At 74.2% G+C, this 13,386-nt stretch carries 8 protein-coding genes; 6 read left to right on the top strand and 2 right to left on the bottom strand.

The window, feature by feature from the left end; all coding sequences use genetic code 11:
• Nucleotide 1: 1 nt before the first annotated feature.
• The 5 genes from RIN75_RS06980 (at nucleotide 2) to RIN75_RS06960 (ending at nucleotide 6,651) form a co-directional block, all read left to right on the top strand.
• On the top strand, nucleotides 2-1,075 hold the full coding sequence (locus RIN75_RS06980) for a hypothetical protein (RefSeq protein ID WP_309110959.1): 1,074 nt from the start codon (nucleotides 2-4) through the stop codon (nucleotides 1,073-1,075).
• Between the two features lie 41 nt (nucleotides 1,076-1,116).
• Entirely contained in the window at nucleotides 1,117-3,465 is a 2,349-nt protein-coding gene (locus RIN75_RS06975) for a tetratricopeptide repeat protein (RefSeq protein WP_309110958.1), read from the top strand.
• 59 nt (nucleotides 3,466-3,524) lie between these two features.
• Complete coding sequence (locus tag RIN75_RS06970) at nucleotides 3,525-4,496, top strand: protein phosphatase 2C domain-containing protein (RefSeq protein ID WP_309110957.1); 972 nt, start codon at nucleotides 3,525-3,527, stop codon at nucleotides 4,494-4,496.
• On the top strand, nucleotides 4,486-5,769 hold the full coding sequence (locus RIN75_RS06965; RefSeq protein ID WP_309110956.1) for a VWA domain-containing protein: 1,284 nt from the start codon (nucleotides 4,486-4,488) through the stop codon (nucleotides 5,767-5,769). Before RIN75_RS06970 ends, RIN75_RS06965 begins: the two co-directional genes overlap by 11 nt.
• 447 nt (nucleotides 5,770-6,216) lie before the next feature.
• Nucleotides 6,217-6,651, top strand: a complete 435-nt coding sequence (locus RIN75_RS06960; protein WP_309110955.1) for an FHA domain-containing protein — start codon at nucleotides 6,217-6,219, stop codon at nucleotides 6,649-6,651.
• A gap of 602 nt (nucleotides 6,652-7,253) precedes the next feature.
• Here the strand turns inward: RIN75_RS06960 and hrpA are convergent.
• Together hrpA and RIN75_RS06945 are read right to left on the bottom strand one after the other, a co-directional pair.
• Nucleotides 7,254-11,156 (bottom strand): ATP-dependent RNA helicase HrpA, encoded by a 3,903-nt coding sequence (hrpA, locus tag RIN75_RS06950; RefSeq protein ID WP_309110954.1) that lies wholly within the window; start codon nucleotides 11,154-11,156, stop codon nucleotides 7,254-7,256.
• A gap of 84 nt (nucleotides 11,157-11,240) precedes the next feature.
• On the bottom strand, nucleotides 11,241-11,984 hold the full coding sequence (locus tag RIN75_RS06945; RefSeq protein WP_309110953.1) for an isocitrate lyase/phosphoenolpyruvate mutase family protein: 744 nt from the start codon (nucleotides 11,982-11,984) through the stop codon (nucleotides 11,241-11,243).
• A gap of 47 nt (nucleotides 11,985-12,031) precedes the next feature.
• On the opposite strand from RIN75_RS06945, the gene RIN75_RS06940 reads away from it, so the two are divergent.
• Entirely contained in the window at nucleotides 12,032-13,384 is a 1,353-nt protein-coding gene (locus tag RIN75_RS06940; protein WP_309110952.1) for a PLP-dependent aminotransferase family protein, read from the top strand.
• The last annotated feature ends 2 nt before the right edge of the window (nucleotides 13,385-13,386 follow it).

Here is a 13,386-nt window from a genome sequence, read left to right as displayed (position 1 = left end):
GATGGACACCGGCGCGGAGGTGGCGCGGCTGCTGGCGGAGAGCGACCGGGTGGCCCAGGCGCTGCTGGCCATGGAGGACCACCCGGGGCACCTGCTGCTGCGCGGCTCGGGCGTGACCGGTGCGACGGCCGCGCGGTGGGCCGGGGCCGAGGCCGCGGTGGTCGTGCTGTGGGAGTGGTTCGACACCTACCGGCTGTTCCTGGACGAGGTCCGCAAGGCTCGGGACGAGGCGGTGCTGGAGCGGCTGCTCACCGGTGCGGAGGTGGTGCTGTCGGCGGCGGTGCCGGTGCGGACGCTGACGTCGCCGGCGGTGGCGGCCGAGCGGGTGACCGTGGCGGAGCTGGTGGCGCGGATGAAGGCGCACTACGCCGAGGTGACCGCGTTGTTCGACGAGGTCCACCGGGCGTGGTCGGCGCGGCTGGCCGAACTGGACCCGCTGGAGCGCCGCCTGGCCGGACTGGCCGGGACGCAGGTGGAGGAGTTGCGGCGGGAGTTGGCCGCCGCGCACGAGCGGGCGGTGTCCGACCCGCTGGAGCCCGACCCGGCGGTGGGCGACCTGGCGCGCCGGGCGGCGGAGGTCGCCGACCTGCACGAGGGTTTCGCCGCGCGGGTCGAGGCGGTGGCGCGGCGGCTGGACGAGGCGGACGCGGTGCGCGCGGAGGCCGTGGCGGTGCGCCGCGAGGTGGTCGCGACGATCGTCGGCGATCATCCGCGGGTGCCGGAAACTTCCGGGCCGCGCGGGGCACTGGAGGCGCTGCGGGTGCGTTTTCCTGAGGTAGCCGAAGCGGAGGTGGTGCGGGTGGAGTCGGCGGCGGTCGCCGTGGCGGACCGGGTCCGGGCGGTGCGGGCGCACCTGTCCGGGTCGCTGGCCCGCCGCGCCGAGCTGCGCGGACGCCTGGACGCCTACCGCGCCAAGGCCGGCGCCCGCGGTCACGCGGAGGACGCCGAGCTGGCGGCGCTGCACCGGGCGGCGCGGTCCGCGCTGGACGCGGAACCGTGCGACCTGCGGGCGGGGACGGTCGCGGTGGGCCGCTACCAGCGCGCGGTGCTGGACCGGACGGAGGGGCCGCGATGAGCACGCTCGACGGGCCGGCGCGGGATGCGCCAGGGGCCGCGATGAGGACGTGTCCGCGGACCGGGTGCGGCGGCCGAATCGAGGACGACGGTTTCTGCGACCGCTGCGGCCTCGAAGCCCCTGTGCTGCCCGACACCGCCCCGGCCCCCGTGTCGGCCGGTGCCCGCCGCGCGCCGGGCCAGGCCACCGCCGGCTCCGGCGCGGGCTCGGCGCGCAGCGGATCGGTCGGCGCTGGATCGGTCGGCGCGGGGTCGGCGGGGACCGCGGCGGCCGCTCCGGACTTCGGCTCGGGGCCGGGCACGGCGCCCTGGACCGCCTCCCCCTCGACGTCGTCGGCGGGGCGGTCGCGGCCGCTGTCCACCCGGTCCTCGGGGCGCGGCAGGTTGGGCGCGGGGCTGGTCGAGGTGCCGCGGGTGCCCTACCGGGACCCCAAGACCGCCGTCCTGGACAACCCGGAAGTGCCCGAGGCGAAGCGGTTCTGCTCCTCGTGCGGCAAGGAGGTCGGGCGCGGCCGGGACGGGCGGCCCGGCCGGGTCGAGGGGTTCTGCCCGCACTGCGGCCACCACTTCTCCTTCACCCCCAAGCTCGCGCCCGGCGAGGTCCTGCACGAGCAGTACGAGGTCCTGGGGTGCCTGGCGCACGGCGGTCTGGGCTGGATCTACCTGGCCGCCGACCACGCGGTCAGCGACCGGTGGGTGGTGCTCAAGGGCCTGCTGGACTCCGGTGACGCCGACGCGATGGCCGCCGCGATGGCCGAGCGCCGGTTCCTGGCCGAGGTCGAGCACCCGAACATCGTCAAGATCCACAACTTCGTGCGGCACGCCGACCGCGCCACCGGCGAGCTGGTCGACTACATCGTGATGGAGTACGTCGGCGGCACGTCGGTCAAGGACATGATCAAGTCCATGCGGGCGGCGGGCACGGGCTCGGAGTCGCTGCCGGTGGCGCAGGCGATCGCGTACGCGCTGGAGGTGCTGCCCGCGTTGGGCTACCTGCACGGCGTGGGCCTGCTGTACTGCGACTTCAAGCCGGACAACGTGATCCAGACCGAGGAGCAGCTCAAGCTGATCGACCTGGGCGCGGTGCGCCGCGCCGACGACCGGCACTCCCCCATCTACGGCACGATCGGCTACCAGGCGCCGGAGATCGGCACGATCGGCCCGTCCGTGGCCTCCGACCTGTACACGGTGGGCCGGGCGCTGGCGGTGATGAGCTTCCAGTTCGACTTCCGCGGCAAGTACAAGGAGTCGCTGCCCGAGGACCAGCCGGTGCTGCGCCGGCACGACTCGTTCCGCCGGTTCCTGCTGCGCGCCACGCACCGGGACCCGGAGCAGCGGTTCGCCTCGGCCGAGGACATGGCCGAGCAGTTGACCGGGGTGCTGCGGGAGGTGTTGGCGCAGCAGGACGAGGTGCCGCGGCCGGGGTTGTCGCGGCAGTTCACGCCGGAGCGGCGGGCGTTCGGCACCGAGGGCGCGCCGGGGGCGTGCGCGGTGGCGGGGTGCCTGCCGGTGCCGCAGGTGGACACCGCGGACCCGGCGGCGGGGTTCCTGGCGACCGCGACCACCGGTGACCCGGACGAGCTGGTCACGGCGTTGCGGGCGGCTCCGGTGACGACCGTGGAGGTGCGGTTGCAGGTGGTGCGGGCGCTGATCGAGGCGGACCGGGTGGCCGAGGCGGTGGCGGAGCTGGACGAGCTGGAGTCGCCGGCGCTGTTCGACCCCGACGACCCGCAGGCGCCGGCCCCGGACGACTGGCGGCCGGGCTGGTACCGGGGGTTGGCGGCGCTGGTCGGCGGGGACGCGGCGGCGGCGCGCGAGCGGTTCGAGCACGTGTACGACGTGCTCCCCGGTGAGGCCGCGCCGAAGCTGGCGGTGGCGGTCGCGGCGGAGCTGGCCGGGGACCGGGAGTCGGCGGAGGCGTTCTACCGGGTGGTGTGGCGCACCGACCACGCCTACGTCAGCGCGGCGTTCGGGTTGGCGCGGGTGCTGCTGGCCGGTGGCGACCGCGAGTCGGCGGTGGCGGTGCTGCACTCGGTGCCGGAGACCTCCAGCCACCACGTGGCGGCGCAGGTGGCGGCGGTGCGGGCGCAGGCCGGTGGCGAGCTGTCCGACGTGGTGGCCGCGGGCACCCGGCTGTCGGGGTTGGAGCTGGACGTGGCGCGCCGGGTCGGGCTGACCGCGGAGCTGCTGCGCACGGCGCTGGAGTCGTTGCCGCGCAACGGTTCCGCGGCGCCCGCCGACCGGCTGCTGGGCTGCGAGGTCAGCGAGCAGGGGCTGCGGCTGGGTTTGGAGCGGGCCTACCGGCAGTTGGCGCGGCTGGCGGACACGCCGGAGGAGCGGATCGCGCTGGTGGACCGCGCGAACGCGGTCAGACCCAGGACGCTCGTGTGACCGGACCACCGCCGACCCTTACCGAACGAAGTGATGACGACCGTCGAGATGAGCACCGGATGAGCATGGAAACCTGCCCGGAGTGCGCGGCCCCGGTGTCGCCGCAGGACCGCTTCTGCGAGGAGTGCGGGCGCAACCTGCGCGTGCAGCGGACGGTCGTCGGCGGCCCCGAGGTGGTGGCGCGGTGCGTGTGCGGCGGTGCGAGCGGGTTCGACGCGGACGGGTTCTGCGCGGACTGCGGCCGGGCGCGGCCGTCGTCGCGGGACCGGGTGGAGTTCGTGCTGCCGGGGCTGGCCGGGGTCAGCGACCGGGGCAAGCGGCGGCAGCGCAACGAGGACTCGATGGCGTTCGGCCGGGTCCGGGGGCGCGGGGTGGCCGCGGTGGTGTGCGACGGGGTGGCGTCCTCGGAGCGCGCTGAGCAGGCCTCGCAGGTCGCGGTGGACACGGCGGTGGACGTGCTGCTGACCGCGGTGCAGTCGGGCACCGACCCGGAGGAGGCGACCCGGGACGCGGTGCTGGCCGCGGACGCGGCGGTGGCCCGGTTGGCGCGGCCGGGCGCGGAGGAGGTGGCGCCGTCGTGCACGTTCGTCTCCGCGGTGGTCGCGGATGACACCGCGACCGTCGGCTGGGTCGGCGACTCCCGCGCCTACCTGGTGGCCGACGCGGGCGCGGCGCGGCTGACCACGGACGACACGTGGGCGGCGCAGCTGGTCGCCGAAGGGGTGCTGACCGAGGACGAGGCGCTGACCGACCGGCGGGCGCACGTGCTGTCGCGGTGGCTCGGCGCGGACTCCGGGTTGGCCGGCCCGCAGACGGTGACCTTCCGGGTGGAGACGCCGGGGCTGCTGGTGCTGTGCAGCGACGGGCTGTGGAACTACCTGCCCGAGCCGGAGGACCTGCTGGCGGTGCTGCCGCGCGGGGTGCCGCCGGTGGAGGTGGCGCGGGAGCTGGTGGAGGTCGCGTTGAAGTCCGGTGGCCACGACAACATCACGGTCGTGGTCGTGACGCTGCGGGGTGGGCATGGCGCTTGATTTCGCCGTCGAGGTGTTCCAGAACGAGTACCTGCCCGAGGGGGCGGCCGAGGTCAACGCGATCCTGACGGTGTCGGCCACCGGGACCGCCGCGCCGGCGCCGGTCGGGGGCGCGGCGGAGGTGCTGATCGTGGACACCTCGGGGTCGATGCGCTACCCGCAGACCAAGCTCGCCGCGGCCAAGCAGGCCACCGAGGTCGCGATCGACACGTTGCGCGACGGCGTGTTGTTCGCGGTCCTGCGCGGCACCGACGAGGCCGAGGTGGTGTACCCGCCGGGGTCGGGGCTGGTGGCGGCGTCGGAGCAGACCCGGAAGGCGGCCAAGCAGGCCGTGGCGCGGCTGCGCGCGGACGGCGGCACGGCGATGGGCCGGTGGCTGCTGCTGGCCGACCGGGTGTTCGCCGGGCACACCGGGTCGGGGCCGCGGCACGCGATCCTGCTGACCGACGGGCAGAACCAGCACGAGACGCCGCAGCAGCTGACCCGCACGCTGGACCGGGTGGCGGGCCGGTTCACCGTGGACTGCCGGGGTGTGGGCACCGACTGGGAGGTCGCGGAGCTGCGGCGGATCTCGGAGGCGATGCTGGGGACGGTGGACATCGTCGCCGACCCGGCCGGGCTGGCCGAGGACTTCCGGGCGATGACGGCGGCGGCGATGGGCAAGGCGGTGGCCGACGTGTCGCTGCGGCTGTGGACACCGGAGGGCGCGGAGGTGGTGTTCCTCAAGCAGGCCGCGCCGGGGTTGCGGGACCTGACGGGTCGGCGCGCGGAGTCCGGGGTGCGGACCGGGGACTACCCGACGGGGGCGTGGGCCGGTGGGGAGAGCCGGGACTACCACCTGTGCGTGCGGGTGAAGCCGGCGAAGGTGGGGGACCGGATGCTGGCGGCGCGGGCGAGCCTGGTGTCCGCGGACGGTGAGGTGCTGGGGCAGGGTCGGGTGCTGGCGGTGTGGACCGACGACTCGGCGTTGTCGACGCGGATCAACGCCGAGGTCGCGCACTACACCGGTCAGGCGGAGTTGGCGGCGGCGATCCAGGAGGGGTTGGAGGCCCGGAAGGCCGGTGACGCCGAGACGGCGACCGCGCGGTTGGGGCGGGCGGTGAAGCTGGCGCACGAGTCGGGCAGCACGGACACGGCGAAGCTGCTGGCGAAGGTCGTGGAGGTGCAGGACCCGGCGACCGGGACGGTGCGGCTGCGCTCGCGGGTGGCGGACGCCGACGAGATGACCCTGGACACCCGTTCGACGGTGACCCGCCGGGTCCGGAAGGGCTAGCGGATGGCCACCTGCCCGTCCGGCCACACCTCGGCCACCGACGACTACTGCGACGTCTGCGGCGCCGCCATCGCCGAGCCCACGCCCACGCCGGCCTCGGGCTCGGCATCGGCGGCGCCCGCCTCGGCCGGCGCGGCCACCGAGTCACAGCCGGAGGAAACGTGCGCGGCGTGCGGCGCACCCCGCGTGGGCCGCTTCTGCGAGGAATGCGGCCACGACTCCCTGAGCCCGACCCCGCCGCGCATCGCAGCCCCGCAGCCCTCGACCGCATCAGCCGCATCGCCCGGCCAGTCCCCGCCTGGCCAGTCCGCGCCCACGCAGCCGCCGGCCCTCTCGTCCGGGCAGCCGCCGGCACCAGCCCCCTCGCCGGCGCCGGAAGTGTCGTACCCCGGTGGGACAATGAGCCCCGGGGCGCTTCAGCCGGGAATGTCGTACCCCCGTGGGACAATGGAAGCGGGGGCCGGAGGCCGCGCCCGCGCTGTCTGGCACGTCACCGTCGAAGCTGATCGGGCCTACTACGACCGCGTGGTCGCCGAAGGTGGGCCGGACGCGACCGCCCTGGACTTCCCGCCGTTCTGCCCGCCGCGCCGCTTCGACCTGGTCGGCCCGCAGGTCACCATCGGCCGCCGCAGCCGTTCCCGGGGCATCTTCCCCACCGTCGACCTCGTCGGCCCGCCCGAGGACCCCGGCGTCTCGCACAGCCACGCCCTCCTCGTCCCCACGAGCGACGGCTGGTCGGTCGTCGACCTCGCCTCGACCAACGGCACGACCGTCAACGACGACCCGGAACCGTTGCGCCCCAACACACCCCGCCCGCTGACCGACGGCGACCGCATCCACGTCGGCGCCTGGACGACGATCACCCTGCACCGCACCGCCTGACCGCGCGCGACGACCTTCCGCGCGGTGTTCTGCCGGGCGCGTCGTGCTTGCGCGCCAACACCCATCGAGGCGCGGTGGTCGCAGCCGAGCGTGACGATCAGCTCGTCGGCTGGAACGCGTCGGCGTGTTCGGCGGCCCACCGGGCGAAGGTGCGGGCGGGGCGGCCGGTGACGCGTTCGACCGTGTCTGGTGCGGGCGGTGAAGGACCGCAATGCCGAGCTGTTCGGGCTGTACGCGGGGATGAACTCGGCGATGGACGACTTGCCGGCGGGGTACTCGGCGGACGAGTTGGTGCTGTTGGGCGACTTCCTGCGGCGGACCACGGAGGCGGGGCGCGCGGCGACCGAGGACCTGGGGAGGGCTGAGGACCTGGGGAGGGCCTGGGGAGGGCTGACCCGGCTGCGGCCTGCGGTGGCGCGCCGTTTTGGTTTGGGCGCTGGGTCTTGCGCTGGGTCTTGGGCGCGGCCTCCGGCCCCGCTGCCACTGTCCCACGGGGCACCGACAAAACCCGCTTCCGCCGGAACTGGGCGCAGAACTCGGGAGCAGAACTCGGGAGCGGGACCGGGGCGCGGAAGCGGGCCGGCGGTGCGCTGGTGCGGAGGTTAGCGGGGGACGGCGTCCAAGGCCTTGTAGACGCGTTTGTCGGAGACGCTGCCGCGGGTCGGGATGGTCTGGGCGAAGTAGCTCAGCCGCAACTCCTCGATCATCCACCGCACCTCGTCCAACTCCGGCTGCGGCTCGTCGGCCGGCAGCGAGGCCCGCAGGTCGCGGTACTCGGCGTGGACCTCGTGGACCCGGTCCATCCACTCGCGGTCGCGGGCGAGGTTGGTGGGCAGCTTCTCCAGGCGGCGGGAGATGCCCTGGAGGTAGCGGTGGGTGTCGGAGAGGCGGGCGGCGCCTGCTTCCGTGACGAAACCCTTGTGCACCAAGCCGTTGAGCTGGGCGCGGATGTCGGCCAGGGACTCCTCGTAGGCACCGCCGCGGATGCCGGACAGGCGCAGCTCGGCGTCCTGGGCGGCGTCCAGCACGTTCCGCACCTCGCGGACCACGTCGAACACCGTCTCGCCCAGGTACTTGCGGACGTAGTCGGTCAACCGGGCGAAACCGCGGGCGTCCCACGCCGGGCCGCCGGCGGAGGTGACCAGGTGGTCGACGGCGGCGGAGATGCAGTCGGCCAGCAAAGCGGCCACGCCGCCGTGCGGGTTGCGGGTCAACGTGAGCTTCTCGGCGTTGGTCAGCCCCCGCTGGAGCAGCTTCACCGGGGACGGCACGGTGAGCAGCAGCAGGCGGCGGGTGCCGGCGCGCATGGCGTGGGCCTGGCGGCCGGGGGTGTCGAGGATTTCGATGGCGGCGCTGTCGCCCTTGTCCACCAACGCGGGGTACGCGGTGACGGTGATCCCGGACTGCTGCTCCTGCACCGTCTTCGGCAGCGACTCGAAGTCCCAGCTGGTGATGCCGGTGCGGGTCAGGCTCGCCGCGGCGGCGGCCAGGGACTCGCGCAGCCGGCCGCGCAGCTGCTGCTTCAACGCCACGAGGTCCTTGCCCTGCGCCAGCGCGCGGTCCTGCTCGTCGACGACCTGGAACGTCAGCTTCAGGTGTTCGGGCACCTGGTCCAGTTGCCAATCGGAACGGGTGACGATCACGCCGGTCAGCTTGGTGAGTTGGCGTTCCAGAGCGGGTAGCAGTGGTTCGTCGGGGCTGATGCCGGACAGCGCGGCGGCGGCCACGTCGGGCACGGGCACGAAGTTGCGGCGGATCGTCTTGGGCAGCGACCGGATCAACGCCACCACGAGATCCGTGCGCATCCCGGGCACCTGCCACGAGAGCGAGTCGTCGGGCAGTGTGGTCAACGCGGGCAGCGGCAGCCGCACGGTCACGCCGTCCACGGCCGCGCCCGGCTCGAACCGGTAGGACAGCGGCAGCGTCAACCCGCCCCGGGTCAACTGGTCGGGGTAGGCGTCCGGCTCGACCTCGGCCCGCTCGTTGACCAGCATCGCCTTGTCGAACGTCAGCAGTTCCGGTTGCGAAGCGCGGGTCTTCTTCCACCACGTGTCGAAGTGCCGCGCGGACACGACCTCCGCGCCCACCCGCTGGTCGTAGAAGTCGAACAACACCTCGTCGTCCACGACGATGTCCCGCCGCCGCGCCCGGTTCTCCAGCTCGGCGACCTCCGCCAGCAACGCCCGGTTGCGGTGGAAGAACTTGTGGTTGGTGGTCCACTCCCCCTGCACCAGCGCGTGCCGGATGAACAGCTCACGGGACACGCCCGGGTCGATGCGCCCGTAGTTGACCCGCCGCCCGGCGACGATCGGCACCCCGTACAGGGTCACCTTCTCCATCGCCATCACCGCGCCGCGCTTGGCGTCCCACGCCGGCTCGCTGTACGTGCGCTTGACCAGGTGCTCGGCGAGCTTCTCCGCCCACTCCGGTTCGATGCGGGCGACGATCCGCCCCCACAGCCGCGAGGTCTCGACCAGTTCGGCGGCCATCACCCACTGGGGTGGTTTCCGGAACAACGCCGAGCCGGGGAAGATCGCGAACTTCGCGTTGCGGGCGCCCAGGTACTCGGTGGACTGCCGCTTGCCTGGCTCGCGCTTGAGCACGTCCTTGACGCCGATGTGCGACAGCAGACCGGACAGCAGCGAGATGTGGATGCCGCGCGGGTCGGCGGGCTGCTCGTTGACGTGCACACCGAGCGTCTTGGCGACCTGCCGCAGCTGCTGGTAGATGTCCTGCCACTCGCGCACCCGCAGGTAGTTCAGGAACTCGTTGCGGCACAACCGGCGGAACTGGTTGGACGACAACGCCTTCTGCTGCTCGCGCAGGTAGGTCCACAGGTTCAGGTAGGCCAGGAAGTCCGAGTCCGGGTCCTTGAACCGGGCGTGCAGCTCGTCGGCGGCCTGCTGCTTGTCCGACGGCCGCTCCCGCGGGTCCTGGATGGACAGCGCGGCGGCGATGACCATGACCTCGCGGACGCAGCCGTTGCGGTCGGCTTCCAGCACCATCCGCGCCAGCCGCGGGTCCACCGGCAGCTGGGCGAGCTTGCGGCCCAACGGGGTGAGCCTCTGCTCGCCCGCCACGATCGCGCCCAGTTCCTGGAGCAGTTGGACGCCGTCGTTGATGTTGCGCGCGTCCGGCGGGTCGATGAACGGGAACGCCGCGATGTCGCCCAGCCCGATCGCGGTCATCTGCAGGATGACCGAGGCCAGGTTGGTGCGCAGGATCTCCGGGTCGGTGAACTCCGGGCGGGCGTCGAAGTCGTCCTCGCTGTACAGGCGGATGCAGATGCCCTCGGAGACGCGGCCGCAGCGGCCCTTGCGCTGGTTGGCCGACGCCTGCGACACCGGTTCGATCGGCAGCCGCTGCACCTTGAGCCGGTTGCTGTAGCGGGAGATGCGCGCGGTGCCCGGGTCGACCACGTACTTGATGCCCGGCACGGTCAGCGACGTCTCGGCGACGTTGGTCGCCAACACCACCCGCCGGCCCCGGTGCGGCTGGAACACGCGGTGCTGCTCGCCGAACGACAGCCGCGCGTACAGCGGCAGGATCTCCGTCGAGGGCAGGTCGAGGGCGGCGAGCGCGTCGGCGGTGTCGCGGATCTCCCGTTCGCCGGACAGGAACACCAGCACGTCGCCGGGTCCTTCGGCCTGCAGTTCGCGGACCGCGTCGCAGATGGCCTGGGTCTGGTCGCGGTCCGGGTCGGCGTCCGGGTCGTCGGGGTCCACGATCGGGCGATACCGGACCTCGACCGGGTAGGTGCGGCCGGAGACCTCGATGATCGGCGCGTCGCCGAAGTGCCGCGAGAACCGCTCCGGGTCGATCGTGGCGGAGGTGATCACGACCTTCAGGTCCGGGCGGCGGGGCAGCAGCTGCTTGAGGTAGCCCAGCAGGAAGTCGACGTTGAGGCTGCGCTCGTGGGCCTCGTCGATGATGATCGTGTCGTAGCGCGACAGCATCCGGTCGGTCTGGATCTCGGCCAGCAGGATGCCGTCGGTCATCAGCTTGACCAGCGTGTCGTCACCGGACTGGTCGGTGAACCGGACCTTGAACCCCACCGCCGAGCCCAGCTCGGTGTCCAACTCCTGCGCGACCCGCTCGGCGACCGTGCGGGCGGCCAGCCTTCGGGGCTGGGTGTGGCCGATCTGACCGAGCACGCCCCGGCCCAGCTCCAGGCAGATCTTGGGGATCTGGGTGGTCTTGCCCGACCCGGTCTCGCCCGCGACGATCACCACCTGGTGGTCGCGGATCAGCGCGGCGATGTCGTCCTTGCGCGCCGACACCGGCAGCTCGGCCGGGTAGGTGATCTCCGGCACGGCCTCGCGGCGCAGCGCCACCCGCAGCTCGGCCTGCTCGACCTCGGCGGCGATCTCGGCGTGCACGGCCGCGCGCGCCTTCTCGTCCCGCACCTTGCGGGCGCCCTCCAGCCTGCGGCGCAGCCGCCGCTGGTCCCGGGTCATCAGGTCGGACAGGCGTCGGTGCAGGTCGGGGTGCGCGGTGGTGTTCATGCTGCCGATCAGGATAGTGGTGCGGGTCCGGGCGGGTCGTTCGATTATCCGCCCGGCCCCGCACCGCACCGACGTCGCGCGCCGTCAACGCCGGTACGGCGAACCCCCCTCGTGCACGACGTCCACCAGCCGCTCCAACTCGGCGAGCAGCACCCGCTGCAGGCCGGGGCCGAAGCTGACCCGGGCGACCCCGAGCGCGCCCAGCTCCGCCGGGGTGGGACCGTCGGGGGTGTGGGCGACGTTGACCGGCCCGCCGACCGCCCGGCAGAACTCCTCGACCCGGTCCACCGGCATCCCGATCGGGTACACGCAGTCCGCGCCCGCCGCCAGGTAGGCCCGCGCCCGCTCCACGCCCTCCTCGACGTCCCGGCTGCCGTGGACGAACACGTCCACCCGGGCGTTGAGCACCAGGTGCGGGTCGGCGGCGCGCACCGCGCCCAGGAACTCGACCTGCGCGGCCAGGTCGACCATCTCCCCGGTGGCGGGTGCGGAGTCCTCCAGGTTGCAGCCCACCGCCCCGGCGTCCGCGAGCCGTGCGGCGATCTGCGCCGGGTCGAGGCGGTAGCCGCGCTCGACGTCCGCGGTCACCGGCACGTCCACCGCCCGCGCCACGCGCGCCACCGCCGCGAACGCCTCGTCCGCGGGCATCCCCTCACCGTCGCCGTACCCCAGCGCCGCCGACACCGCCGCGCTCGCCGTCGCGACCGCCGGGAACCGGGCCGCCACCACCTTCGCCGACGCGGCGTCCCACACGTTCGGCAGCACGACCGGCGTCCCGGGCACGTGCAGGGCGCGCAGCACCGACGCCTTCTCCTCGCGGGTGATCATGAGCGACACCCTAGGGACCCCTTGGCACCTTGCTAAGGTCCAATCCCGTGTCACAACCGTGGGCCACTTCCGGGGTGGACCTCCACCTGGACCTCGACCCCGGCACCGGCCGCCGCACCGGCCTGGAGCACGCCCTGCGCGACGCCATCCGCACCGGCCGCCTGGCCCCCGGCGCCCGCCTGCCCGCCACCCGCCGCCTCGCCGTCGAACTCGGCCTGGCCCGCAACACCGTCGCCGCCGCCTACGACCAGCTCGTCGCCGAGGGCTACCTGACCGCCCGCCGCGGCGCCGGCACCCGCGTCGCCACGCTCCCCCAACTCGCCGCCGACGGCCCGGCCACCGGCCACGACACCACCGCCCCGCGCCTGGACCTGCGCCCCGGCTGCCCCGACGTCACCACCTTCCCCACCACCGCCTGGCTGCGCGCCACCCGCCGCGCCCTGCTCGCCGCACCCGCCTCCGCGCACAGCTACGGCGACCCGCGCGGCCTGCCCGTCCTGCGCCACGCCCTCGCCGAATACCTCGGCCGCACGCGCGGCGTCCACGCCGACCCCGACACCATCGTCGTGACCTGCGGCTACGTCCACGGCCTCGCGCTGCTCGCGGGCGTGCTGGACGGACCGGTCGCCATGGAGGACCCCGGCCTGCCGTTCCACCGCGACGTCGTCCGCCGCGCCGGCCGCACCGTCGTGCCCCTGCCGGTCGACGACGACGGCGCGCACTCCTTCCCCGACCACGTGGCCGCCGCCGTCGTCACACCCGCCCACCAGTACCCCACCGGCGTCCCCCTGCACCCCGCCCGCCGCCACGCCCTGGTCGACTGGGCCCGCGACACCGGCGCGGTCGTCGTCGAGGACGACTACGACGGCGAGTTCCGCTACGACCGCCAACCCCTCGGCGCGGTCCAGGGCACGGCCCCCGACCACGTCGTCTACGCCGGCAGCGCCTCCAAGACCCTCGGCCCCGGCGTCCGGCTCGGCTGGCTGGTCCTGCCGCCCCGCCTGGTCGAACCCGTCGTCGAGGCCCGCCGGCACACCGACCTGATCACCGCCGCGCCCACCCAGCTCACCCTCGCCGACCTGATCACCAGCCACGCCTACGACCGGCACATCCGCGCCTGCCGCCTGCGCTACCGCCGCCGCCGCGACCAACTGGTGGACACCCTCCACGGCCACACCGCGCTCGGCGTCTCCGCCGGCCTGCACGCGGTGATCCCCCACCCCGACGAGACCGCCGTCCTGGCCGCCGCGGCCGCCGAAGGCCTCGCCCTCGGCGGCCTGCGCGACCACTGGCACGACCCCGAAGGCCGCCCCGGCGGCCTCGTCGTCGGCTACGGCACGCCACCCGAACACACCTGGCGAACCGCTCTGGACGCACTCGCCCGCGTGCTCAGCGCCTGAAA

Source organism: Saccharothrix sp., assembly GCF_031180885.1.
Lineage (GTDB): Bacteria > Actinomycetota > Actinomycetes > Mycobacteriales > Pseudonocardiaceae > Actinosynnema.
Note: the sequence above shows the minus strand (reverse complement) of the source record. Positions and strands in the feature narration are given on the sequence as shown.

Excerpts from the sequence above, each read along its gene's own strand:
- RIN75_RS06980 (WP_309110959.1), top strand. The coding sequence starts at position 2 with ATGGACACCGGCGCGGAGGTGGCGCGGCTGCTGGCGGAGAGCGACCGG.
- RIN75_RS06975 (WP_309110958.1), top strand. The coding sequence starts at position 1,117 with ATGAGGACGTGTCCGCGGACCGGGTGCGGCGGCCGAATCGAGGACGAC.
- RIN75_RS06970 (WP_309110957.1), top strand. The coding sequence starts at position 3,525 with ATGAGCATGGAAACCTGCCCGGAGTGCGCGGCCCCGGTGTCGCCGCAG.
- RIN75_RS06965 (WP_309110956.1), top strand. The coding sequence starts at position 4,486 with ATGGCGCTTGATTTCGCCGTCGAGGTGTTCCAGAACGAGTACCTGCCC.
- RIN75_RS06960 (WP_309110955.1), top strand. The coding sequence starts at position 6,217 with ATGGAAGCGGGGGCCGGAGGCCGCGCCCGCGCTGTCTGGCACGTCACC.
- hrpA (WP_309110954.1), bottom strand. The coding sequence starts at position 11,156 with ATGAACACCACCGCGCACCCCGACCTGCACCGACGCCTGTCCGACCTG.
- RIN75_RS06945 (WP_309110953.1), bottom strand. The coding sequence starts at position 11,984 with ATGATCACCCGCGAGGAGAAGGCGTCGGTGCTGCGCGCCCTGCACGTG.